Source organism: Streptomyces xingningensis (assembly GCF_054957865.1).
In genome coordinates this window covers 30,491-54,930 of sequence record NZ_JBDJPF010000023.1, presented here as the reverse complement: position 1 = coordinate 54,930, position 24,440 = coordinate 30,491, and the positions used below count along the sequence as shown (strand labels likewise).

Below are 24,440 nucleotides of genomic sequence, written 5' to 3'. Positions count from 1 at the left end.
CATGGCCGCACCGGTCACCGAGACCGCACCCCGTCCCTCGGCGCTGGGCCGGCGGCTGCCGCCCTTCTACTGCCCGATCGAGGCCGCGGTCCACCCGCGCGTCCGACAGCTGGAGCAGCGTGCCATCGACTGGCTGGACCGGACCGGCATCTTCGGCAACGCCACCGAACGGGCCTGGAGCATCGCGACCCACAGCACCGACTTCAGCTGCCGGATGATTCCCCATGGACACGATGAACCCCTGCTGCTGTTCATCGAGTGGAACCACTGGGCGTTCGCCCTCGACGACATCGTGCACGACACCGGGGCCGCCGACGTCCAGACCGCGCGCATCGTCGACCTCAACGCCCGGATCTCCCGCTGTCTCGAGGCGCCGGGATCGGCCATGCTCGGCAGCACTCCCTTCGATGCCGCGCTGGAGGACCTCGCGGCCCGGACCCGGGCCCTGGCCACGCCGGTTCAGCTGCGCCGGGTGGCCGAGGGGATGCGTGACTGGCTGTTCGGCGCGGCCTGGCAGGTCAGCAATGTCGAGCGCGGGGTCATGCCCACCCTGTCGGACTATGTCGCCCTGCGGCCCTCCATCAACGGCACCCGCTTCTCACTGTCGTGGAGCGAGGTGGCGAGCGGCATCGAGGTACCGGACAGCGAGTTGTACTCCGCTCCCGTCCAAGCCCTCACCGAGGCCGCCGGGTTCATCGTGAGCTGCGACAACGACCTGTTCTCCTATGCCAAGGAGGACGACCAGGAAACCACCGACCAGAACATCGTCAATGTGCTCGCCCATCACCAGGGCAGCTCCCCGGGGCAGGCGCTCAGCCACGCCCTGGCCGTACGGGACCGGGCCATGACGCTCTTCCTGACCCTGCGCGACCAGGTGGCCCGGGATGCCGGTGCGGATCTGCGCCGCTATCTGGAGTCCCTGGGGCACTACATCGCCGGCTGCATCCGGTGGATGAACGCTGCCCCCCGCTACGCCAGCCCCCGGAACCGGCACAAGCTCCCGGTGCCAGGGGCGACTTACGGCATCACCTGGCGGGACACGCCCAGCGACCCCGACACCCGTCCGCTGCCCATACCGGCCGCGGCCTGGTGGTGGGATCAGCTCGACGCCCTGCCCGCTCAGCGCCTGCCCAGCCAGCGGGTCAGCGACCTCCACCAGGTGGTCCGCGGGCGGGCCGACGGCGGCGGCGCGGGAACCGCCGTGGGGGGCTGAGGCTCGCCGGGGACCTGTGCCACCGGCATCGGTGCTTCGGGCAGCGCGGGGGGTGCGGGCGGCAGCGGTGCCTGGGCGGTGAACTCCACCGGCAGTTCGACGAGATGGCGGGACATCAGGGACGAGACCCAGTTCAGCTCGGACTCGGTGACCGCCATCCGGACGTCGGGCAGCCGGTTCATCAGCGCGTCGATGCCGGTGTCCGCGATGGCGCGGCCGATGTCCTGGCCGGGGCACTCATGTGCGCCCCCGCTGAAGGCGAGGTGGGAGCGGTTGCCATGGACGGGGGCGGTCGGGTCGGGCCGGATCGCCGAGTCCACATTGGCCGCCGCGAGCCCGAGCACCAGGGCGTCCCCGGCCTTGATCTGCTGCCCGGCGAGCTCGGTGTCCTGGGTCGCCCAGCGCCCGAGGATGGTGGTGAACGGCGGCTCGTCCCAGAGCGTCTGCTCGACGGCGTCCGGCAGGGTCATGTGGCCGCCGGCCAGATTGGCGCGGCAACGGGGGTCGGTCAGCACCATGCGCAGGGTGTTCGCGATGAGGTTCGCGGTGGTTTCGAACGCCGCGATGAGCACCAGGCGCAGATGCTGCTGCACCTCGTCGTCGGAGAGCTCGGCCGGATGCTCCAGCAGCCAGCTGGTGAAGTCCGGGCCCGGGTCGGCGTGTTTGCGGGCGACCGTCTTGCGCAGCACTTCCTGTACGTATTCATTGCTGGCGACCGCGGTCTCGGTGCCCTTGATCATGTCGCGGGCGGCCTGGACCAGCTGGGGGCCGTACTCCTCCGGCATGCCCAGCAGCTGGGTCATCACCAGCATGGGGAGCGGCTCGGCGAAGGCATGCACCAGGTCGGTGCTTCCGGAGGCGCAGAAGTCGTCGACCAGCTGGTTGGCGAAGCGTGTGATGTGACGGCGGACACCACGGCGGTCGAAGCGCCCCAGGGCGTCGTTGATGGCGTCGCGCCACCGCTCGTGCACCTGGCCGTCCGCGAACGCGCAGATGGGCTGCCAGGCGGTGATGGGGGCCAGCGGATGCTCCATGGTGAGCTTGCCCTCGCGCGCGGCGTGCCAGATCCGCGAATCACGGGAGAACCGTGAGGGGGTGCGGGTGACGTCGAGGTTCTCCCGGTAGCCGAGGACCAGCCAGGCGGGCAGGTCGCCGTGCAGCAGCACGGGCGCCACCGCGCCGTGCCGCTCGCGCAGTTGCTCGTACAGTCCCATGGGGTCGGCCTCCGCGACGGGCCCGTACAGCCGGGCGACACCGCCGGTGCCATAGGCGTGGGCGGGGCACTGCGGGGGAGCGGCCAGCGCGGAGTCGGCGCGGGAGTGCTCGTCGGGTGGGGTCACTGTGGCTCCGGGGTCTTGTGTGCGAGGTCGTACAGGTAGCGCATGAGGGTCATCAGGGCGTCCCGGCAGGAGGCCCGGTCGCGGGCGTCGCACGCGAAGATGGGTACGGAGTCGGGCAGGTCCATGGCCGCCCGTAGCTCGGCGACCGGGTGGACGGGGGCTCCGGGGAAGGAGTTGACGGCGACGACGAAGGGCACCCCGCGCTCCTCCAGGATGCCGACGACCTCGTAACTCACCTCCAGACGGCGGGTGTCGAGCAGGACCACCGCGCCCAGCGCCCCCTCGAAGAGGCCGTCCCACAGGAACCAGAAGCGCTCCTGGCCGGGGGTGCCGAACAGATACAGCACCAGCTGCTCGTTGATGCTGATGCGGCCGAAGTCCATGGCCACGGTGGTTTCGATCTTGTGCTCGACCCCGACGAGGTCGTCCACGCCGACTCCCGCCTGGGTCATGGTCTCCTCGGTGGTCAGCGGTCTGATCTCGCTCACCGTGCCGACCAGGGTCGTCTTGCCCACACCGAAGCCGCCGACGATCACCACCTTGACGGCGGCCGCCGCGGTGGCCGGAAGGGTGTCCTCCCTCCTGGGGCCAGCGTGTGAGTCAGAGGTTTTGTAGTCCATGCATCACCGCCTCCAGGAGGCTTACGTCAGGGAGCGCAGCAATCGGGACCGGGGGCCTGGCTTCCACATGACCACGCGTGAGCAGGTCGGTGAGCAGGACGGTCACTGTGCTGACGGGCAGCGTGAGATAGGCGGATATCTCGGCCACGGAGAGCGGATAGTCGCACATGCGCACGATGGTGCTGTGCTCCGGCTGCAAGCCGGGGTCCGTCTCGGACCGGGCGACGATCAACGTCACCAGGTCGAGTCTGGTCGGCTTGTCGGCATCGCCGCAGCCGTTGGTGACGATGTACAACCGGTCCGGATTGCCGGGATCCCATGCCCTTTCGGGTTTGCTCATGCCACCGGCCCGCTGACCCGCGGCGGACTGGTGAGGTGCTCGCCGATGCGGGCCACGAGGTCGCGCATCCGCTGGCCCATCAGCCCGGCGTCCACGTCGTCGTCGGCCAGTACCGCCAGATACGCTCCCGCGCCGGCCGCCATCAGATAGAAGAAGCCGCCGTCGACTTCGATCACCACCAGGCGCATCTGCCCGTCGCCCTGCGGGAATTCGGCAGCCACCGCCGTGGACAGGCTCTGCAGTCCCGCACAGGCGGCGGCCAGGCGGTCGGCGGCGTCCGCGTCCGTGCCGTGCTGAGCCATGCGCAGGCCGTCCGAGGACAGCACGATCACGTGGCGGGTCTGAGGAACGCTGGATGCCAGATCCTTGAGCATCCAGTCCATGTTGAACCGCTGCTGCGTCACTTGGCTACTCTTTCTCGTCTGACGATTCATCACTGGTCGGCCCGCGGTCGGCAGTCGGCGTCTCGCCCTTGAGGGCGCTGGTGAAGGCTGCCAGCCACATTCCCGGTTGGGTGGGCTCGGATGCCGGGGGTTGCCGGCGCGGGCTGTCCGCCGGGGCCACCGCGGCGGCCCGCGCGGCCATGCCCAGCGCGCGCCGACGGCGCTGCGGAAGGCCGCCGGGGGTGTGCGACCCCGCGGCCGGGGTCTCGAGTGGTGGGGGCTCCGGAAGCGGTCGGCCGGGCTTCTTCCTGACCTTGGGCGGGGGCAGGGTGGCGGCCCGGGCGATCTCGCCGCCCGGAGTGGCGCTCGCCGTGATGAGGTGCGGCGGGATGATCAGGACCGCGCGCACACCGCCGTACACCGAGGGCCGCAGGGAGACCCGGAACTGGTAGGTCCTGGCGAGCCGGCTGACCACGGCCAGGCCGAGCCGCGGGGTTTCGCCCAGGTCGTTGAGGTCGAGGCCGCGGTCGGCCAGTTCGAGCATCGCCTCGGTGCGGCGGCGGGTCTCCTCGGTCAGGCCGACGCCGGCGTCCTCGATCTCGATGGCCACCCCCGACTGGATCTCCACCGCGGTCAGATGCACCCGCGTCTCCGGCGGTGAGTACCGGGTCGCGTTGTCCAGCAGCTCCGCCGCCGCGTGGATCACCGGCTCGACCCCGGGGCCGGTGACGGCGACGTCCGCGACCGAATGCAGGTCCACCCGGCGGTAGTCCATGATCCGGGACATGGCGCCGCGCAGCACGTTGTAGAGGGGCACCGGGTTCTTCCACTGGCGTCCGGGCCGGGAGCCGCCCAGCACGGCGATGCTGTCGGCGAGCCGGCCGATCAGCGCCGTGCCGTGGTCCAGGTGGAGCAGGTCGCCGAAGAAGTCGGGGTGGTTGCCGTGCCGGTCCTCCATCTCCCGGAGGTCGGTGGCCTGTTGGTGGACGATCGCCTGGACCCGCCGGGCGATGTTGACGAACGCGCGGTGCGCGGAGTCGCGCAGCCCCTCCTCGGCCTGCACCGCTTCGACCACCGAGCGCAGGACGGACCGGTGCTCGGCGGCGAAGAGCACGTCGGGGGAGGGGGCCGGTGCGACCTCGCGCAGCACCTCGTCGGCGGAGGCGCCCTGCTGGAGCATCCGCACCGCGGTGGGCAGCAGCACTCCGGCCAACCGCTGGGTCTCTGCCTCTTGTTGGGCGATCCGCCTGCGGAGCGCGGCCTCCTGATCGGTGCACCGCCGCCGGAGTCCGCTGATCACCCGTCCGCGCCGGACCGCCTCCGACGAGGTGATGGCCACCGCCACGGTCGCCACCGTCCCGCACCAGGCCGTCGGGGTGCGGACCTGGACGGGTGCGAGGAAGGCCGCGGTTGCGGTGCAGACGGCCAGCACAACAGGAGGGACCAGCCATATGAGAGTGGAGGTGGGCCGCCTGACTCGGGGTGACGATCCGGTACCAGCCATCGAGGTCCTCGGGGTTCGGAAAATAGTCGGGGGCGACATGGGAATGGGTGCCGTCGGCAGGCAAGGGAAGAACGACGGCGTGGAGTTCTCCGGTCGCGTCGGCACGGCGGTGGCGACAGCATGCCGCAGTCGCCACGACCCGCTGCGCGAGATGGAGCGTAGCCTGTCGCGCGCTGTTCCGGCGTGATGTTGTCATATTCGCGGAAAGCGCTGACAAGCGAATTCGAAAGGCGTCACAATGCCCCCGAGACCTGATTCTCGAAAGAATTTTTGAGTGTTATGGATGCGCGTTCGGAATGATCTACGGGTCATGCTCACGAGTGGTCTGTCCGGCGAACCCTGCCCCGGCGGCCGCACCCGGGGCTAGGCTCGCTCCACCACACTCATCCGGGAGACTCCGGGAGACACTGCCATGACGGGGCAACAGCACGAACACCGCCCGCACTCCGCCCTGTTCGAGCGTGAGCAGGAGATCGTCGCAGCGGCACAGGCGGTGGACGCCTTGTGCGGCCGAGGAGCCGACGAAGAGCCCGGCCTGGGCGGGTTGCTGCTCTACAACGGCGAAGCGGGCGTCGGCAAAACGGCGTTGCTCGGCGAGCTGCGCCGGCTGGTCGCCGAGCGAGGCGGCTGTACGGTGCTGTCCGCGCGGGGCACCGAGCAGTCCGAGGCCGTACCGTTCCATGTGGTACGGCAGTTGCTGCAGCCCGCGCTCGCTCCCCTGGAGGAGGAGCAGCGGCGGCACATGCTCGGTGCCTGGTACGACATCGCCGGGCCGGCCCTGGGCATCACACCGCCGGTGGGGTCGCAGGCCGACCCCCAGGGCGTGCGGGACGGACTCGACTGGCTGGTCACCCGGTTCGCGATGGCACAGGAGCCGCTGGTCCTGATCGTCGACGACGCCCAGTGGGGCGACGCGGCCTCGCTCGCCTGGCTCTCGTCGTTCGCCGGGCGGCTGGCGGACCTGCCGATCCTGCTGGCGGTCGCCTACCGTCCGGACGAACTCCCGGACCACTCACCGGGGTTCCGGGAGCTGGTCGCGGGCCGCGGCAACCGGCCGGTGACCCTGCGCCCGCTGACCCCGGGCGCGGTGGCCGAGCTGGTGCGGACGACCCTGGCCCGGCGGGCCGACGATCCCTTCTGCCGGGAGGTCTGGGCCGTCACCGGCGGAAACCCCTATGAGGCCGTCGAGTTGATCGCCAAGGCCCGGGACCGGCGGCTGGAGCCGCTGGAGGAGTCCGCCGCGCTGCTGCGCGAGCTCGGCGCCGCCGCGCGCGGCAGTGGTCTGGTCGCCCGGCTGGAGCGGCTGGGCAATCCCGCCACCCGGTTCGCCTGGGGCGCGTCCGTGCTCGGCAGCGAGATCACCCCACGGCTGGCCGCCATGCTCGCCGGAATGACCCCGGCGGAGGGCCTCGTCTGCGCGGACCGGTTGCGGGAGGCCCGCATCCTCACCGGCGCCTCGGTCCTGGAGTTCGTCCACCCGCTGATCGCCACCGCCGTCTACCAGGCGATTCCGGCCGCGACCCGCACCGCGATGCACGGGCTGGCGGCCTGGGCGGTCGCCAACGCCGGCCAGGGCGTCGCCGTTGCGTCGCGGCACCTGCTGGAGGTCCACCCCGACGGCGACCCGGATCTCGTGCGGCACATGCGCGCCGCGGCCCGCGAACACCTGGCCGTCGGCGCGCCGGAGGCCGCTCAGCGCTGTCTCGAGCGGGCGCTCGCCGAACCGCCGCCGGAGGAGGAGCGGGCGGAAGTCCTCTTCGAGCTGGGCTGTTCGGCGCTGCTCACCTCGCCGCCGACCACCATCAACCACCTGCGGTCCGCCCTTGAGCTGCCCGGGCTTCCCAGGGAGTTGCGTGTCGACGCCACCTACCGGCTCTCCCAGGCCTACGCACACAACAACCAACTCGGGGAAGCGGCCAAGGTGGTGGCCGAGCACGCCGTCCGCACGCCGAACGGGCCGGGCCGGATGCGGCTCCAGGCGGCGCACTTCCTATGGAAGGGGATCCAGCTCGAGGAGGAGGGCTCCCAGGAGCGGTCCCGTCAGATCGCGGAACTCGCCGACCACTTGGAGGGCCGGGACAACGCCGAGCGGGCCCTGCTCGCCCTTCGCGCCTTCGACGGCATGATCCGCGGTGAAAACGCCTTGCAGGTGGTCGAGTTTGCGGACCGGGTGCTCGAGGACGGCCGGTTCTCCGAAGGCCTGGGCTGGACCAATACCGAGTGGGGCTTTGAACTCCCCAGTATCGTCGGCATCACCTACGCCTATGCCGACCGGCTCGACTGCGCGGAATCGCTCTTCGAGGAGGCGGTGCGGGAGTTCGAGATCTCCGGCTGGCGCGGCGGCCATCTCGCCTTCGCCCATGATTACCTCGGCTTGGTCCATCGCAGGCGCGGTGACCTGGTGCTGGCCGAGAAGTTCCTGCGCGAGGGGCTGCGGCTGGCCGACCGGCTGGGTCCCGGAGTGCCCATCCAGTGGGACGGCACCTGTCTGCTCGTCGAGACCCTGCTGGCCCGCGGCCACCTGGAAGAGGCCCAGATCGTGGCGGAGAAGTACTCCTTCGGTCCGCCCTATCCACCGGCCATGGTGATGCCCGACGCAGTCTGTGTGGTGGGTCGGCTGCTGCTCGCGCTCGGCCGCACCAAGGAGGCCGTGGTCGAGCTCGAGGCCGCGGGCCACCGGCTGGGCGAGCGCGGGCGGCACAATACGCTGTGGGCACCCTGGGCCCTGGATCTGGCCCCCGCCATCGCCCCCGAGGAGCCCGAGCGGGCCCAGGCGCTGGCCGCCCAGGCCGTTCGGTACGCCGTGCGGTTCGGCACCGACTCCGCCATCGGCGAGGCCCTGCGCCGGGTGGCGCCGCTCGCCGAACCGGCCGAGGCGCTCACCAAGCTGGGCCAGGCGGTCGAGCATCTGCGCAGGTCCCCGTGCCGCTATGAGTATGCCGCGGCCCTGGTGGACCACGGCACCGCGCTGCGCAAGGCCGGCCGCACCGAGGAGGCGGCCGCCCGGCTGCGGGCGGGGCTGGAGATCGCCGAGCGGTGCGGAGCCGATGGGCTCGCGGGGGTCGCCCGGGCGGAAGCCACGATCGTGGGGTGCGGGGAGTAGGGCGCCTCTGGTCCGCCGAATGTCCCGCGCCGGGATGCGATCACCGTTCGACCGGGGTCCGATGGAGGAAACCCGGAGGTGTGGGACGCCATGGCGCATGCGGTCTGGAGCGGGGCCCTGTCATTCGGGCTGGTCGCCATTCCCGTCCAGCTGTTCTCGGCCACCGAGAGCCACACGATCCGCTTCAACCAGCTCCAGCGCGGCACCTCCGACCGAGTGCGCAACAAGCGGGTGAACGAGCGCACCGGTGAGGAAGTCCCCCTGGCCGAGATCGTCAAGGGTTACGACCTGGGGGACGACTATGTCGTGGTGGAACCCGGCGAGCTGGACGAGATCGCCCCGGGCCGGTCCAGGACCCTGGAGATCACCGGCTTTGTCGGTCTGGACGCGGTCGATCCGATCTTCTTCGACAAGACCTACTACCTCGGCCCGAAGAACACCGAATACACCAAGGTCTATGCACTGCTGCACGAGGCGTTGCGGCGGTCCGGCAAGGCCGGAATCGCCACCATCGTCATGCGGAACCGTGAATATCTGGTGGCGGTGAAACCCGAGGGCGACATCCTGACGCTGCACACCCTGCACTGGGCCGATGAGATCCGGGATCCCCGCACCGAGATCGGCAATCTGCCGGAACGGGGAAAGGTCGCCGAGCGCGAACTGCGGACGGCGGTACAACTGGTCGAGGCGCTGAGCGTCGACTGGGAGCCGGAGGCCTATCACGACACCTACCGGGAGAAGGTGCTCGAGCTCGTCCAGGCCAAGCGCAGTGGGGCGACGGTGGAGAAGGGCAGGCCGCCGCCGCGCTCCACGAATGTCATCGATCTGATGGGGGCCCTGCAGGCCAGCATCGACAAGGCCAAGTCCGGCAGCGGACGCGCGGAGGCGACGGAGGCCGGGCCGCCCGCGAAGCCCACCGAACTCAAGAAGCCCACAGAACTCAAGAAGGCGGCCGAAAGGCGGCGTTCCGGACAGACGGCGGAGCTCGAGGGCCTGACCAAGACCGAGCTCCATCGGCGGGCGGCCGACGCGGACATCCCCGGCCGGTCCACCATGAGCCGCGAAGAACTGGTCACGGCGCTCTCGGCGGTGAGCGCGCGGCGCCGGAAGCGGGCATCCTGAGTGGGAGGCCAGGTGGTGGAGGTCGAGGGCCACCGGCTGTCCCTGTCCCATCTGGAGCGGGTGCTCTTTCCCGCCTCGGGGCACACCAAGGCGCAGGTGCTGCGCTATTACGCCGGTATCGCCCCGGTGATGCTGCCGCACATCGGCGGGCGCCCGGCCTCGTTCGTCCGCGCGCCCGAGGGGCCCGCGGGCCGGCGCTGGGTCGCCAAGAATCCGCCTCCCGGCGCGCCCGCCTGGGTGCCCCGGGTACCGGTGGAGCACCGGACGGGCATCACCGAGCAGGTCGTGATCGACTCCACGGCGGCGCTGGTGGCGATGGCCAACCTCGGCGCGTACGAGGTGCACGTCCCGCAGTGGACGGCGGCCGCCGGCCGCGACCGGCACGACCGCCTCGTCCTCGACCTGGATCCCGGGCCCGGCACCGACCTGGTCGTCTGCTGTCGTGTCGCCCAGCGATTGCGCCGGCTGCTGGACGACGACGGGCTCACCGGATACCCCGTCGTCTCGGGTGCCAAGGGGCTGCATCTGTACGCACCCATCGACCCCGCGCCGGGCAAGGCGGTCAGCGGCTATGCCAAGGAGCTGGCCGCCCGGATGATGGGCGAGCACCCCGGCCTGGTGGTGGTCTCGATGACCCGCCTCGAACGCCGCGGCAGGGTGCTCATCGACTGGAGCCAGAACGCCGACGCGAAGACCACCGCCGCCCCCTACACCGTGCGCCTGCGCGATCGTCCCGGGGTGGCCGCACCGGTCACCTGGGACGAGGTCGCCGACTGCCGGGACCCCGATGACCTCGCCTTCGGCCCGGAGCAGGTACTCGAACGCGTCGCCGAACGGGGGGACTTGCTGGTGCCGTTGCTGGGCGAGGCATGCCGGGGACGGGTGCCGTGAGGTGGCCTGGGGGGTGTCCGGTGGGTCACCGCTGAGCCACCTCTCCGGGTATCTACCTCACCGCTAAGTCAGCTGGCTAGGCTGAGGGCATGGCGGATCATGTGGACCGGGTGCTGAAGCAGTGGGCCGAGGAGCGTCCCGGCCTCGATGTCTCACCGATGGCAGTGATCGGGCGCCTGAAGCGCGCCATGCGGCTGATCGAGGCCGAGCTCAGCCGTACCTACCGTGCGCACGGGCTCGATGCCGCCTCGTTCGACGTCCTGATGACCCTGCGGCGCAGCGGGCCGCCACACAGCCTGACCCCCACCGAACTGAAGCGGTCGGCGATGGTGACCTCCGGGGCCATCACCCAGCGCCTGGACCGGATGGAGGGACGTGGCCTGGTGGCACGCGCCTCCAACAGATCGGACGGCCGAAGCGTGCGGGTGGGGCTCACCGAGGAGGGGCGGGCGCTGGTCGACCGGGCGCTGCCCGATCATCTCGCCACCGGACACCGGCTGCTCGCCGCGCTCACCGGGGATCGGCACGACGTCCTCGCCGACACCCTCCGGCAGCTCCTGGAGTCGCTGGGCGACACCGACACCGTGGACTGAGCCGCTCGCGCCGCGGTGCGGAATGCGCCGGTTCCCCGCTGCTCACCGGCGCAGGGCGGTGGGCGGCAGGAACTCGCGCTCCAGGGTGCGGTGCCACCAGGCCCCGGTGCTGCGCAGCTCCTGCCAGGTGGTGAAGCGGTAGAGGTAGAGCCGGGCGCGCACATGAGTGGGCGGAGTGCCGGGGAAGGGGTTGTGCCGCAGCAGCCGCAGGGTCGCGGGATCATTGCGGAGCAGCCGCTCGACGAAGGGACCGAACCAGTCGCGGGCATAGGCCGGGGAGATCCCGGCGAACCACATCAGCCAGTCCAGCCGCAGGTGGTAGGGGGCGAACTGGCGGGGCCGACGGCGGGGATCGCCCGGCTTGCCCTTGAAGTCGTACTCCTGCCATGTCGTCCGGGCGGTGATCCTGGACTCATCGGTGCCCTCGATGACGACCTCATGCCGGGAGCGGTTGATGCTGCCAAACGCCCCATAGGTGTTGACCAGGTGAAACGCATTGAAGGACATATTCATCCGCTGCTGTGCGGAGATCAGGTTGCGCACCGGCCACCAGCTCAGTACGGCCACCAGCACGGTGACGGCGATGACCAGGCCCTCGTACCAGACGGGCGGTGCGGCGGCCGGTGCGTGGTGCGGCAGGGAGAACAGCTCCGCCGCGGCCGCACCGTCCACCGCGGAGAGGGCGAGGACGATCGTCAGCCAGTTCAGCCAGGAGAAGTTGCCGGAGGCGACGAGCCAGAGCTGGGTGAGGATGATCAGCCCCGCGGCGACGCTCGCCACCGGCTGCGGCGCGCCCAGGCCGAGCGGGACCACCAGCTGGGCGATGTGGTTGGCCGCGACCTCGACGCGGTGCAGGGGCTTCGGCAGCCGGTGGAAGAACCAGCTCAGCGGGCCCGGCATGGGCTGGGTCTCGTGGTGGTAGTACAGACAGGTCAGATCGCGCCAGCAGCGGTCCCCGCGCAACTTGATCAGCCCCGCCCCGAACTCGACGCGGAAGACCAGCCAGCGCATCAGCCACAGCACCAGCACGGGCGGGCCGGTGCGGGCATTGCCGAGGAAGACGGCGAGGAACCCCGCCTCCAGCAGCAGGGACTCCCAGCCGAAGGCGTACCAGGTCTGGCCCACATTGACGATCGACAGATACAGCAGCCACAGCACCGCCCACATCGCCATCGCCGCCCACAGCGGCACCTGGTCCGCCCCGCCCGCCACGATCGCGGCGGACAGCAGTGCGCCGCCCCAGGCGCAGCCGGCGAAGAAACGGTCGGTGTAGTGGAGCTGGAAGAGGCTGGGTGCCCGGCGGGCCGGGACCTGGGCCACCAGGCGGGGGACCGGCAGCATGCCCCGCTCGCCGATGAGCGCGCGGAACTGCAGGGCCGCCGACAGAAAGGCGACCAGGTAGACGACCGCGAGCGCCCGCTGGAGAACCAGCCGGCTCAGCCAGTAGCCGTGTGCGGTGAACCACTCCATGGCCGTCGCTCCTCCTGTTTCGCCCCTGGGTATCCGTACCACCGGGGCCGGACCGGACCGCACAGCCGCATCGAAGAAAGCGACAAATCGAAGAAAGCGACAAAAGGTGGCAGAGTGGCTGCATGGTTGATCGGGGAGCGACGCCTGCCGTCGAACCACCGCCGGACGACTGGCCCGCCCGCCCGGAGCTGAGCCTCGCCCTCAATCGCATGGGGAGCTTCGACTGGGACCTCATCGGTGACCGGCTGTACCTGGATCCGTCGGCCCTGGAGGTCCTGCAGGTGCCCCCGGAGGCGTTCGACGGCCGTCTCGCCGACCTCGCCGGCCGGGTGCCCAGGGCCGAGGCGGCCAGGCTCGACGCCCTGGTGTCCCGGGCGCTGAAGGACGGCAGCGAGAGCTATGGCGCCTACTACCGGATCCGCACCGGCGACGGCGGCCTGCGCTGGACATACACCCAGGGCCGGATCCGGCGGGACGAGGACGGCCGCCCCTGCCGCATCATCGGCATCGTCCGTGACGCCAGCGAGGAGCTGGGCCACGCCGGGCCGCGGGAGCCGGACGAGGAGCGCCGGCATCAGACCAGCGTCGTGGAGACGATCACCGCCGCCCTCGCCCACGCCAGAACGGTCCAGGACGTCATCGACTTCTTCAAGGATGCCAAGTCCGTCGAACACCTCGGCTCCGACCTGCTTGTCCTCGGCCTCCTCGAGGCCGGCCGGATCCACCTGGTCGCCGAGGGCCCCGCCGAGCACTTCATCCCGGGCACCCGCTATACCCGGATCGACGACAACTTCCCCATGAGCGAGGTCATTCGCACCATGGCCCCGCGCTTCATCGAGTCCCGCGAGGAGTTCGCCACCGGCTACCCCTGGCTGTGGGAGCGCATCAAGGGCATCGGCATCTCCTCCGCCGCCTACCTCCCGCTGATCGCCCAGGCCCGCCCCATCGGAGCCCTCGGCCTGCTCTACACGGAGGCGCGCGGCTTCACCCGGCAGGAGCGCAACCTCTTCATCGCGCTGAGCAGCAGCCTGGCGCAGAGCATCGCCCGCGCGATGCTCTTCGACCAGGAGCACGACCTCGCCGAGGGCCTGCAGCAGGCCATGCTGCCGCGCCGCATCCCCGACATCCCCGGCGCCCAGATCGCCGTCCGCTACCGCGCCGCCCGCATGGGCCGGGACATCGGCGGCGACTGGTACGACGTGATCCCGCTGCCCGGCGGCCGGGTCGGGGCGGTCATCGGTGACGTACAGGGCCATGACACCCATGCCGCCGCCGTCATGGGGCAGTTGCGGATCGTCCTGCGGGCCTACGCTGCCGAGGGCCACGCCCCGGCCACGGTCATGGCCCGCGCCTCCTCCTTCCTCCATGAACTGGACACCGACCGCTTCGCCACCTGCACCTATGCCGAGGCCGACCTGGCCACCGGCGTGGTGCAGCTCGTCCGGGCCGGCCACATCGACCCCCTGCTGTGGGGCGCCGATGCCACCTGCCGCCGCCTCCCCGTCGCGGGCGGCCTGCCGCTGGGCCTCTCCGCCGAGTTCGGCCGGCTCGACTACCCGGTGACGGCCGTGGAACTCGACCAGGGCGAGACCCTGTTGCTGTTCACCGACGGACTGGTCGAACAGCCGGGATCGGACCTCGACGAGGGCATCCAGCTGATCGCCACGCTCGTCGGCCGGGGACCCCATGAACTCCACGAGCTGGCCGACCGCCTGTGCGACGTGGTCGACGAGCGGGTCGGCGAAGACGACATGGCGGTCCTCCTGCTCCGCCGCCACGGCGCCACCGCCCGCACCGGCGGCCGGCTCCAGCAGCACATCGCCCCCGCCGACCCGGAGGCCCTGCACTCCGCCCGGCACATGGTCCGCACGGCGGTCCAGGCCTGGGGCGGGCGGGAGAGAATCGATGAAATCGAGCTGGTGGCCGATGAGTTGGCCACCAACGCCCTCCTTCACACGGAGGGCGCGGCCGTGGTGACCGTCCGCATGATCGCGGCCCCCGAACGCCGGGTCCGGGTCGAGGTCGAGGACAAGTCCAGCGCCCTCCCACGCCGCCGTGAGGCCGGCGCATCGGGAGTGTCGGGCCGGGGGCTGCTGCTGGTGGACCGGCTGGCCGACGGCTGGGGCGTGGAACCACGCGGCACCGGCAAGTCCGTCTGGTGTGAATTCGTGCTGACGGACCGGCAGTAACGCGGGCCACCACCCCCCGGCCCCCCGAAATGGGAAGAGGCCAAGGTCACAGCCATTGCCCCTGCTGCCCACCACACCCGCTCGCCTAGCCTTCCCCCATGACGGTCCTGCCCGATGAAGGCTTCTCCCTGGCCGCCGAGTTCCCGGACGCGACCCGCCGGCAGTGGCAGCGCCTTGTCGAAGGCGTGCTGCGCAAAACGGGCACCGCCGCCGAGGGCCCGGCGGCCGAGGACGCGCTGGCCACCGCGCTCCCGGACGGGCTCACCACCCGACCCCTCTACACGGCCGACGACGCCCCCGCCCTGCCCGGGCTCCCCGGGCTGCCCCCGTTTGTGCGCGGCGGACGCGCCGAGGCGACCGCGCTCTCCGGGTGGGACGTCCGCCAGCACCACGCGCACCCCGACCCCCACCACACCAATGAAGCCATCCTCGCGGACCTCGAGAACGGCGCCACCTCCCTCTGGCTGACCGTCGGAGAAACCGGGCTGCCGGTGGACGGGCTCCCGGCCGCCCTCGACGGCGTCCACCTCGACCTGGCCCCCGTCGTCCTGGATGCCGGCCCAGAAACCGAGATCGCCGCCGATGCGCTGCTGCACCTCTGTGACCGGCGCGGCGTGCCCCGTCAGGCGATCACCGGAAACCTCGGCGCCGACCCGCTGGGCACCCTGGCCCGTACCGGCCGGGACCCCTCGGTCGACATCGGGGAACTCGCCACCCGGTGCACCCGCGACTACCCGGGTCTGCGCGCCGTCCTGGTGGACGCGCTGCCCTACCACGAGGCCGGCGGTTCGGCCGCCCAGGAGCTGGGCTGCTCGCTGGCCACCGGCGTCGCCTATCTCCGCGCGCTCACGGCGGCCGGGCTGACCGTCGACGAGGCCTGCGCACAGCTGGAGTTCCGCTACGCGGCCACCGCCGACCAGTTCCTGACCATCGCCACCCTGCGCGCCGCCCGCCGGCTGTGGGCCCGGGTCGCCGAGGTCAGCGGCGCATCCCCGGCCCACCGCGCGCAGCGCCAACACGCCGTCACCTCACGGGTGATGATGGCCAGACGCGACCCCTGGGTGAACATGCTGCGCACCACCCTCGCCTGTCTGGGCGCGGGAGCGGGCGGCGCGGACGCCGTCACCGTACTGCCCTTCGACGAGGCGCTCGGACTGCCGGACGCCTTCGCCCGCCGCATCGCGCGCAACACCTCGTCCATCCTCCTCGAAGAGTCCCACCTGGCCCGGGTCATCGACCCGGCGGGCGGATCCTGGTATGTGGAACGGCTCACCGACGAGCTCGCGCACACGGCCTGGGCCTGGTTCCAGGAGATCGAACGCGCCGGAGGGCAGCAGGCCGCGCACGGTCTGATCGGCCGACGGCTGGCCGCCACCTGGGAGGCCCGGTCCGCCGAACTCGCCACCCGCCGTGAACCCATCACCGGCGTCAGCGAGTTCCCGCACCTCGGCGAGCAGCCGGTCGCCCGCGAACCCGCGCCACGGCGGCCGCCTGGCGGCCTGCCCGGGGTCCGCCGCGACGAGGCGTACGAGGCACTGCGTGCCCGGTCCGACGCCCACCTGGCCGCCACCGGTGCCCGGCCCAAGGTCTTCCTCGCCGCCCTGGGCCCCGCCGCCGCGCACACCGGCCGCGCCACCTTCGCGGCCAACCTCTTCCAGGCGGGCGGCATCGAGCCCGTGCACCGGCCCTCCTCGGTCGACGCCGGCTCGGTGGCCGAGGCGTTCGCCCACAGCGGTGCCGCGATCGCCTGCCTGTGCTCGGGCGACGCGCTGTACGCCGAACAGGCCGAGGCCGTCGCCGCCGCGCTCAAGTCGGCCGGTGCCCGACGGGTGTTCCTCGCCGGCCGGCCGGGCGACCGGCGGGATGCGTATCTGCGGGCCGGGGTCGACGAGTTCGTCTTCGCGGGCGGTGACGCGGTCGCCGTCCTCTCCTCCGTCCTCGACCGCATGGGAGTGGCGTGATGCGGCCCGATCTTTCCAGTGTCCCGGCCGACTTCTCCGGGATCGAACTCGGCCCGGTCAACGCCCCGGCCGATCCGCAGACCTGGCGCGCGGCCCTGAAGGAGAGCACCGGCAAGAGTGCCGGGGAACTGCTCTGGGAGACCCCGGAGGGCATCGGCGTCAAACCGCTCTACACCGCCGAGGACCTGCACGGGCTGGACTTCCTGGCCACCTACCCGGGCATCGCGCCCTATCTGCGCGGCCCGTACCCGACGATGTACGTCAACCAGCCCTGGACCATCCGGCAGTACGCCGGATTCTCCACCGCCGAGGAGTCCAACGCCTTCTACCGGCGCAATCTGGCGGCCGGGCAGAAGGGCCTGTCCGTCGCCTTCGACCTGCCGACCCACCGCGGTTACGACAGCGACCACCCCCGCGTCACCGGAGACGTCGGCATGGCGGGCGTCGCCATCGACTCCATCTACGACATGCGGCAGCTCTTCGACGGCATCCCACTGGACCGGATGAGCGTGTCGATGACGATGAACGGTGCCGTGCTGCCCGTCCTCGCCCTCTATATCGTCGCCGCCGAGGAACAGGGCGTGCCGCCCGAGAAACTGGCCGGGACCATCCAGAACGACATCCTCAAGGAGTTCATGGTCCGCAACACCTATATCTATCCGCCCCAGCCCTCGATGCGGATCATCTCCGACATCTTCGCGTACACCTCGCAGAAGATGCCGCGCTACAACTCCATCTCCATCTCCGGCTACCACATCCAGGAGGCCGGGGCCACTGCCGACCTGGAGCTCGCCTACACCCTCGCGGACGGGGTCGAGTATCTGCGCGCCGGTCTCGGCGCCGGACTCGATGTCGACGCCTTCGCACCCCGGCTGTCGTTCTTCTGGGCGATCGGCATGAACTTCTTCATGGAGATCGCCAAGCTCCGGGCCGCCCGGCTGCTGTGGGCCCGCCTCGTCGCGCAGTTCGAGCCGGAGAACCCCAAGTCACTGTCGCTGCGCACCCATTCACAGACCTCCGGCTGGTCGCTGACCGCCCAGGACGTCTTCAACAATGTGACGCGCACCTGTGTCGAGGCCATGGCCGCCACCCAGGGCCACACCCAGTCGCTGCACACCAACGCCCTGGACGAGGCCCTCGCCCTGCCCACCGACTTCTCCGCCCGCATCGCCCGCAACACCCAGCTGCTGCTCCAGCAGGAGTCCGGCACCTGCCGGGTGATCGATCCCTGGGGCGGCAGCGCCTATGTCGAGAAGCTGACGCACGACCTGGCCCGGCGCGCCTGGCAGCACATCCAGGAGGTCGAGGCGGCGGGCGGCATGGCCCAGGCCATCGACGCGGGCATCCCCAAGCTGCGCGTCGAGGAGGCCGCGGCCCGCACCCAGGCCCGGATCGACTCGGGCCGGCAGCCGGTGATCGGCGTCAACAAGTACCGGGCCGACAGCGACGAGCAGATCGAGGTGCTCAAGGTCGACAACTCCGCGGTGCGCGCCCAGCAGATCGACAAGCTGCGGCGGTTGCGCGCCGAGCGCGACGAGGACGGCTGCCGGCAGGCGCTGCACGCGCTCACCCGCGCCGCCGAAGCGGGCCCCGGCCGCGGGCTGGAGGGCAACCTGCTGGCGCTCGCCGTCGACGCGGCACGCGCCCAGGCGACCGTCGGGGAGATCTCGGACGCCCTGGAGAAGGTGTACGGGCGGCACGCCGGGCAGATCCGTACGATCTCCGGCGTGTACCGCGAGGAGGCCGGAGACTCCTCCGGGGTGGAGCGCACCCGCGCACTGGTGGCGGCGTTCGAGCGGGAGGACGGCCGCCGGCCGCGCATCCTGGTCGCCAAGATGGGCCAGGACGGCCATGACCGCGGTCAGAAGGTGATTGCCACCGCCTTCGCCGACCTCGGCTTCGACGTGGACGTCGGCCCGCTCTTCCAGACCCCGGCCGAGGTCGCCCGGCAGGCGGTGGAGGCCGACGCGCACATCGTCGGCGTCAACTCGCTGGCGGCCGGCCATCTCACGCTGGTCCCGGCGCTGCGTGAGCAACTGGCCGCGGAGGGACGGGCGGACATCATGATCGTCGTCGGTGGGGTCATTCCGCCGCAGGACGTTCCGGCCCTGCTCGAAGCCGGTGCCGCCGCGGTGTTCCCGCCGGGCACGGTGATTCCCGACGCCGCCCACGAGCTGCTGACGACCCTCGCGGGGGCCCTCGGCCACGAGCTGTGACCTCGCCATGGCACCGACCATCGACCTCGACGCCTATGTGAAGGGCGTGCTCGACGGCAAGCGGGCGGCCGTCGCGCGCGCCATCACCCTGGTGGAGTCCACCCGCGCCGACCACCGGGAGCCGGCCCAGCGGATGCTGGTCCAGCTGCAGGCGCATGCCGGTCCGGCTCGGCGGATCGGCATCACCGGGGTGCCCGGGGTGGGCAAGTCCACCTTCATCGACGCGCTGGGTACCATGCTGACCGGCCTGGGCCACCGGGTCGCGGTGCTCGCCGTCGACCCGTCCTCCAGCCGTACGGGCGGGTCCATCCTGGGCGACAAGACCCGGATGGAGCGGCTCGCCGTCGATCCCGCCGCCTTTGTCCGCCCCTCGCCCACCGCCGGGACCCTGGGCGGGGTCGCCAGGGCCACCCGCGAGACCATCGTGGTGATGGAAGCGGCAGGGTATGACGTGGTGCTGGTGGAGACGGTCGGCGTCGGCCAGTCCGAGACGGCGGTCGCGGGCATGGTCGACACCTTTCTGATGCTCACCCTGGCCCGCACCGGCGATCAGCTCCAGGGCATCAAGAAGGGCGTGCTCGAACTCGCCGACATCGTCGCGGTCAACAAGGCGGACGGTCCGCATGAACGCGACGCCAAGTCCGCCGCCCGTGAACTGGCGGGCGCGCTCCGGCTGTTGCAGTCCCCGGACGCCACCTGGAACCCGCCCGTACTCACCTGCAGCGCCCGCGAGGGCACCGGCCTGGACACCCTGTGGGAGCGGCTGGAACAGCACCGCCGGGTGCTGGAGGCCACCGGCGGGCTCGAGGGACGGCGCCGTGAGCAACAGGTCGAATGGGCCTGGTCGATGGTCCGCGAACAGCTTCTCGCGGAGTTGCGCGACCACCCCGAGGTGCGCCGGATGACCCCCGGCCTGGAACAGGGCCTGCGCGAGGGCACCTTGACGGCGACCCTGGCGGCGGAGCGCGTCCTGCGCGCGTTCCGCACCAGCGCTTCCGCTTCCTGACGCGCCCTCCGACTCCCCCAACGGGAGTGTCAGCCGACGAGCTCGAGCACCGGCCGCAGCCCGTCCGGCCGCTCCGCCACCGGCCGGTGCTCCACCAGGCGTACCGCACAGCCCAGTTCGGCCGCCCCGCCATCGGCCCGCGCGTCATCACCGACCATCAGCGCTTCCTCCGGCGCCACCCCGAGCGCATCGCACGCCGCCGCGAACAGCCGCCGGTCGGGCTTCTGCGCACCGTGCTCAAAAGAGAGCACATACGCATCCACCCATGGGTCGAGCCCATGCGTCCGGAACACCGGACGCAGATCCCAGCCGATGTTGCTCACCACGGCGACCCGCACCCCACGCCGCCGCAACTCGGCGAGAACCGCGGCCGCATCGGGATACGGATGCCAGGCCTCCGGCTCCATGTGTCGTGCGTACAAGGCCTCGTGGAGCCCGGCCCCCGGCAGCCGGACCTGCCGCATCAGCCCGAGATACGCGGCCCGATGCTCCTGGGCGCTGCGGTCCCGCTGCGCCCAGGCCCCGGCGAGGGACGTCGGCACGGTGCGCGGGGGCACGCCACCGGGCAGCGCACCGGCCTCCTCCAGCTCATGCGCGAGCCGGGCGAACTCGCCCTCGTCCGGCCGGATGCCGGCCCGGCCGAGCACGGTCCGCAGCCATGAGGCGGTGGATTCGACACGGAAGAGGGTGCCGGAGAAGTCGAAGAGAACAGCTTTGACCGTCATGGCACCAGTTTCTCAAGTGCCCCCCCGAGGCACGAGCTCAGTGCCGCGGCTGCGCCTCGATTCCGTCGAGTAGGAATTCCAGCCCGACCGCGAAGTTGGTGTCCCAGTCGTCATCGGCGATGTAATTGTTTGCCGCGACGGTCGGGTACTGATTGCGCTGGCTCTCCAGGTATTCCTGGCCCGCCCGGGTCTCCTCGGCGGAAAGCTGCAGGTTGGACTGGGTGGCTGTGGCGCCCATCACATGGTTGTAAAGCGCCCATGTCGCGGCGTTGAGCCGTTTGTCGGTCAGTCCCGCGCGCAGCAGCGCGGATTGCAGGAATTCCATCCAGGTCAGGAAGTTGGGCCCCATCAGCGGCCGTTGGCGCGAAGGCACGGTGGCCGCCCAGGGGTGCCGCAGCATCGCCTGTCGCCAGTCGTTGACCAGGGTCGCGATGTCCTCCCGCGGATGGTCGGCGCGGTGGGCCGGGACCGGCGTTTCCCCGAAGATCGCGTCGACCGCGAGGTCGATGACGTCGCCCTTGGTCGCCACGTGCCAGTACAGGGTTGTCGCGCCCACCTGGAGCCGCTCGGCCAGACGACGCATCGTCAGCCGCTCCATGCCCTCCTCGTCCAGCAGGGTGACGGCGGCTCGGACGATGCGTTCCCGTGTGAGCGGTGGTTCCTCTCTGGTGCCACGCGCGGGCCGAAGCCAGACATTGCCGACTCCTCCGCTGCCGGACCGGCTCTTCACACGCTCTTTGTCTGCGATGACGTTCACCTCCAGATTCACGCGGCTCACCCCGAGGGCGCACTACGCATTGCCGAGTGTTCGCAGTCGAGTCTTACACGCCCGGGCGCCTGGTCCGAGCCCCGCGGGTGCCCATGCGGCCCGTGGAACGGACGCGGCGACACGGCGTCCGGCCGGTCGTGTCCGGCCCGCTGCCGGGTGCCCTCGGCCGCGCCGACCGCGCCCCCGGTCCGCGTCCGCATCGATTTCAAAAACTCGCAACTTGCCTGGGCACAGGCTTACTTGGGGCTCCCGGGCGGCGTCCGCAACCGGCTTTCCGTCCTGACCCGCTGCGCAGAGTTGTAGTAGAGTCACTCAGCACTAGACCAACGTTCTAGACACCCGACCATAGTGCGAGTTGTTGTGACAGACATTCAGCAAGAGATCTCAGCGCCGCCGGCTCAGTCCGCGAAGCGCTGGTGGACCCTCCCCGTAGTGAGCCTTGCTCAGCTGATGGTCGTTCTGGACGCGACCATCGTGAACATCGCGCTTCCCTCGGCACAGCAAGACCTGGGAATGACGGACGTCGACCGGCACTGGGTGATCACGGCCTACGCCCTCGCCTTCGGCGGCCTGCTGCTCGTCGGCGGACGCGTGTGCGGTGCGCTCGGCAACCGGCGGTCCTTCACCATCGGCCTGGTCGGCTTCGCGCTGGCCTCGGGGCTCGGTGGCGCGGCGAGCAACGCGAGCACCCTGTTCGCCGCCCGCGCGGCACAAGGCGTCTTCGCCGCGCTGCTGGCCCCGGCGGCGCTGACCCTGATCATCCTGACCTTCACCGACGGGCGGGAACGCGGAAAGGCCTTCGGAGTCTTCGCCGGCGTCGGCGCGGGCGGGGCGGCGCTCGGCCTGGTGGCGGGTGGACTGCTCACCGAGTACGCCGACTGGCGCTGGTGCCTCTACATCAACCTCCCGATGGCCGCGATCGCCCTGGTCGGTGTTCCGCTCATCCTGCGGGACCGTCCGAGCGGCAACCTGCGCAATCTCGACATCCCCGGAGTGCTGCTCAGCGCGGCGGGTCTGGTCTCACTGGTCTACGGCTTCACTCAGGCCGAACCCCATGGCTGGGCCGACCCGAAGGTGCTCGCCCTGCTCATCGGCGGCGTGGTTCTGCTCGGTCTGTTCGTCCTGGTGGAGGCCAAGTCCCAGCATCCGCTGCTGCCGCTGCGCATTCTCGTCCACCGGGCCCGGGGCTCCGCGTTCGTATCCGTCTGCGTGATGTTCATCGCGATGTTCGGCTTCTACCTCTTCGTGAGCTACTACACGCAGACGATCCTCGGCTACTCGCCCGTCAAGGCGGGCATGACGATTCTGGTGAACGCCGTCAGCACCACCGTCGGCGCGATGCTGATCGCCGGGAAGCTGCACCGGCGGGTCGCCCCGAACGTCCTGATCGCGGGCAGCCTGTTGTCCTCCGCCCTCGGCATGCTGATCCTCACCCAGCTGACCGTGGACAGCTCGCATGTGTTCCTGGTGTACCTGACGCCATCCATGATCCTGACCGGTATCGGCCTCGGCTGCCTGCTGGCGGTGGCGACCAACATGGCGACGGTCGCGCTGAACCCGGCCGAGGCCGGTGTCGCCTCGGCGGCGTACAACACGGTGCAGCAGGTGGGCGCCGCGTTCGGCACCGCGCTGCTCAACTCCATCGCGGCCAGCGTCACCACGTCGTACCTCAAGGACCACGGGAACCGTCCGGAAGCCCTTAACGCCGGGACCGTGCATGGCTATGCGGTGGCGCTCTGGGTGGCATTCGGAGTCCTGGTGAGCGGCGCGCTCGCTGTCGGCCTGTTCTCCCGAGGGGGGCAGCGATCCGCCCAACCGGAAGTGGCACTCGAACCGTCGAACTAGATCAAGAAGCAGCCGGAGAGGAGAGACTGGCGAGATGCATGGCAACCAGGTGGCCGCCGCCGCTGCCCGTGGTTTTGTACCCGTCATCGACCTGTCCTCAAAGGACACAGCCCACAGACGCGTTGCGATCGCGGAGGCGATCGACCGGGCATGCGTGAGCTCCGGGTTCTTCGTCATCGTCGGTCATGGGGTGCCCCAGGAGCTCATCGACCGCATGTTCACGGTGACGAACGCGTTCTTCAAGCTGCCCGGCGAGGAAAAGGACCGGATCGCACACCGGCCGGGGGTCTCCGGCTTCCGGCGGATGGGCGGCACGACCGCGCGCAGCCTCGACCAGGAGACGCCCCCGGACCTGTGCGAGGCCTTCGCCGCGCATGTGACGGGCGAGTTGAGCGAGGAGGAGCGCGCAAAGCTCGGTGACCAGTGGGCGACCTGGACGCTGGCGAACATCTGGCCGGAGAATCCTGGGGATTTCAGGGGGGTGTGGCAGGAGTACATGGTGGCGATGGGTGATCTGGCGGCTGATCTCATGCGCCTGTTCGCCCTGGCGCTCGGTCTGGAGGAGGAGTTCTTCGGTGACAAGTTTGACCGCCATGGTTCGTCCGTGGCCGTCAACTACTATCCTCCGCAGATCGAGGCTCCGCTGCCGGGGCAGTTGCGGCGTGGTCCGCATACGGATTTCGGCAGTCTGACGGTTCTCTATCAGGAGGACGACCGTGGTGGTCTGCAGGTCCTTCATGGTGAGGACGACTGGCGTGATGTCGCTGCCATTCCCGGCAGTTTTGTGGTCAACATCGGTGATCTGATGGCTCTGTGGACCGGTGGGCGCTGGGTCTCGACCTTGCACCGTGTGGTCAACCCCGAGCGTGGTGACACCTCTTCCCGGCTCACCATCCCGTTCTTCTACCTCCCCAACCACGACGCCTCCATCGAACCGCTACGACCGTGTGTGGAATCGCCTGACGGCCGGCCGCGGTTCGACACCGGCGTGATTGCCGGGCAGTGGATATCGGGCAAGATCCAGAAGATGTTCGCCGGAACTCCATAGCGAAAAGGAGGTTGCCGCTACCGAACCTGGCCGATTCGCCGCCGATGTGCCCGCCCCCGAGAGGCACATCGGCCGGCGGATCGGCTGTTCGTCGTGCGTGCG

The 24,440-nt window shown here is 70.7% G+C and carries 19 protein-coding genes; 11 read left to right on the top strand and 8 right to left on the bottom strand.

Annotation, left to right across the window (positions count from 1 at the left end; all coding sequences use genetic code 11):
- Position 1: 1 nt before the first annotated feature.
- Positions 2 to 1,213: a terpene synthase family protein gene (locus tag ABCR83_RS14530; protein WP_462695391.1), complete on the top strand. Its 1,212-nt coding sequence runs from the start codon at positions 2 to 4 to the stop codon at positions 1,211 to 1,213.
- Here the strand turns inward: ABCR83_RS14530 and ABCR83_RS14525 are convergent.
- The 5 genes from ABCR83_RS14525 to ABCR83_RS14505 are packed head-to-tail and all read right to left on the bottom strand — an operon-like array spanning position 1,120 to position 5,400.
- The gene (locus ABCR83_RS14525) at positions 1,120 to 2,553 is read right to left on the bottom strand and encodes a cytochrome P450 (protein WP_462695390.1); all 1,434 of its coding nucleotides are present in this window, start codon (positions 2,551 to 2,553) and stop codon (positions 1,120 to 1,122) included. The two genes, ABCR83_RS14530 and ABCR83_RS14525, sit on opposite strands and share 94 nt — an antisense overlap.
- A complete protein-coding gene (locus tag ABCR83_RS14520; RefSeq protein WP_462695389.1) occupies positions 2,550 to 3,173 on the bottom strand; it encodes a GTP-binding protein in 624 nt (207 codons plus the stop codon). Before ABCR83_RS14520 ends, ABCR83_RS14525 begins: the two co-directional genes overlap by 4 nt.
- Positions 3,154 to 3,513: a DUF742 domain-containing protein gene (locus ABCR83_RS14515; RefSeq protein ID WP_462695388.1), complete on the bottom strand. Its 360-nt coding sequence runs from the start codon at positions 3,511 to 3,513 to the stop codon at positions 3,154 to 3,156. The genes ABCR83_RS14520 and ABCR83_RS14515 overlap by 20 nt, the downstream gene beginning before the upstream one ends.
- Complete coding sequence (locus ABCR83_RS14510) at positions 3,510 to 3,917, bottom strand: roadblock/LC7 domain-containing protein (RefSeq protein ID WP_462695387.1); 408 nt, start codon at positions 3,915 to 3,917, stop codon at positions 3,510 to 3,512. The genes ABCR83_RS14515 and ABCR83_RS14510 overlap by 4 nt, the downstream gene beginning before the upstream one ends.
- A 4-nt stretch (positions 3,918 to 3,921) precedes the next feature.
- Entirely contained in the window at positions 3,922 to 5,400 is a 1,479-nt protein-coding gene (locus tag ABCR83_RS14505) for a sensor histidine kinase (protein WP_462695386.1), read from the bottom strand.
- 412 nt (positions 5,401 to 5,812) lie between these two features.
- Here ABCR83_RS14505 and ABCR83_RS14500 point away from each other — a divergent pair, with 412 nt between their 5' ends.
- The 4 genes from ABCR83_RS14500 (at position 5,813) to ABCR83_RS14485 (ending at position 11,109) form a co-directional block, all read left to right on the top strand.
- Entirely contained in the window at positions 5,813 to 8,503 is a 2,691-nt protein-coding gene (locus tag ABCR83_RS14500; RefSeq protein WP_462695385.1) for an ATP-binding protein, read from the top strand.
- 90 nt (positions 8,504 to 8,593) lie between these two features.
- Complete coding sequence (ku, locus tag ABCR83_RS14495) at positions 8,594 to 9,625, top strand: non-homologous end joining protein Ku (protein ID WP_462695384.1); 1,032 nt, start codon at positions 8,594 to 8,596, stop codon at positions 9,623 to 9,625.
- Positions 9,626 to 9,637: 12 nt separating this feature from the next.
- Positions 9,638 to 10,516 carry a non-homologous end-joining DNA ligase gene (gene ligD / locus ABCR83_RS14490; RefSeq protein WP_462695383.1) on the top strand — a complete coding sequence of 293 codons (879 nt, stop codon included), beginning with the start codon at positions 9,638 to 9,640 and terminating at the stop codon, positions 10,514 to 10,516.
- Between the two features lie 89 nt (positions 10,517 to 10,605).
- Positions 10,606 to 11,109, top strand: coding sequence for a MarR family winged helix-turn-helix transcriptional regulator (locus tag ABCR83_RS14485; protein ID WP_462695382.1), 504 nt, complete (start codon positions 10,606 to 10,608; stop codon positions 11,107 to 11,109).
- Between the two features lie 42 nt (positions 11,110 to 11,151).
- Here the strand turns inward: ABCR83_RS14485 and ABCR83_RS14480 are convergent, their stop codons facing one another.
- Entirely contained in the window at positions 11,152 to 12,579 is a 1,428-nt protein-coding gene (locus ABCR83_RS14480) for a lipase maturation factor family protein (protein ID WP_462695381.1), read from the bottom strand.
- Between the two features lie 122 nt (positions 12,580 to 12,701).
- On the opposite strand from ABCR83_RS14480, the gene ABCR83_RS14475 reads away from it, so the two are divergent.
- The 4 genes from ABCR83_RS14475 to meaB all read left to right on the top strand — a co-directional run bounded on the left by ABCR83_RS14475 (position 12,702) and on the right by meaB (position 19,951).
- Positions 12,702 to 14,768, top strand: a complete 2,067-nt coding sequence (locus tag ABCR83_RS14475; RefSeq protein ID WP_462695380.1) for a SpoIIE family protein phosphatase — start codon at positions 12,702 to 12,704, stop codon at positions 14,766 to 14,768.
- 98 nt (positions 14,769 to 14,866) lie between these two features.
- Positions 14,867 to 16,729 (top strand): methylmalonyl-CoA mutase small subunit, encoded by a 1,863-nt coding sequence (mutA, locus tag ABCR83_RS14470; RefSeq protein ID WP_462695379.1) that lies wholly within the window; start codon positions 14,867 to 14,869, stop codon positions 16,727 to 16,729.
- Complete coding sequence (gene scpA / locus ABCR83_RS14465) at positions 16,729 to 18,945, top strand: methylmalonyl-CoA mutase (RefSeq protein ID WP_462695378.1); 2,217 nt, start codon at positions 16,729 to 16,731, stop codon at positions 18,943 to 18,945. Before mutA ends, scpA begins: the two co-directional genes overlap by 1 nt.
- A gap of 7 nt (positions 18,946 to 18,952) precedes the next feature.
- Complete coding sequence (gene meaB / locus ABCR83_RS14460; protein WP_462695377.1) at positions 18,953 to 19,951, top strand: methylmalonyl Co-A mutase-associated GTPase MeaB; 999 nt, start codon at positions 18,953 to 18,955, stop codon at positions 19,949 to 19,951.
- Positions 19,952 to 19,980: 29 nt separating this feature from the next.
- On the opposite strand, the gene ABCR83_RS14455 is transcribed toward meaB, so the two are convergent.
- Both ABCR83_RS14455 and ABCR83_RS14450 read right to left on the bottom strand, forming a co-directional pair.
- The gene (locus ABCR83_RS14455) at positions 19,981 to 20,676 is read right to left on the bottom strand and encodes an HAD family hydrolase (RefSeq protein WP_462695376.1); all 696 of its coding nucleotides are present in this window, start codon (positions 20,674 to 20,676) and stop codon (positions 19,981 to 19,983) included.
- A gap of 37 nt (positions 20,677 to 20,713) precedes the next feature.
- Entirely contained in the window at positions 20,714 to 21,445 is a 732-nt protein-coding gene (locus ABCR83_RS14450) for a TetR/AcrR family transcriptional regulator (protein WP_462695375.1), read from the bottom strand.
- Between the two features lie 348 nt (positions 21,446 to 21,793).
- Here ABCR83_RS14450 and ABCR83_RS14445 point away from each other — a divergent pair, with 348 nt between their 5' ends.
- Together ABCR83_RS14445 and ABCR83_RS14440 are read left to right on the top strand one after the other, a co-directional pair.
- Complete coding sequence (locus ABCR83_RS14445) at positions 21,794 to 23,290, top strand: MFS transporter (RefSeq protein ID WP_462695374.1); 1,497 nt, start codon at positions 21,794 to 21,796, stop codon at positions 23,288 to 23,290.
- Between the two features lie 34 nt (positions 23,291 to 23,324).
- Positions 23,325 to 24,338 (top strand): isopenicillin N synthase family dioxygenase, encoded by a 1,014-nt coding sequence (locus ABCR83_RS14440; protein WP_462695373.1) that lies wholly within the window; start codon positions 23,325 to 23,327, stop codon positions 24,336 to 24,338.
- Positions 24,339 to 24,440: the final 102 nt, after the last annotated feature.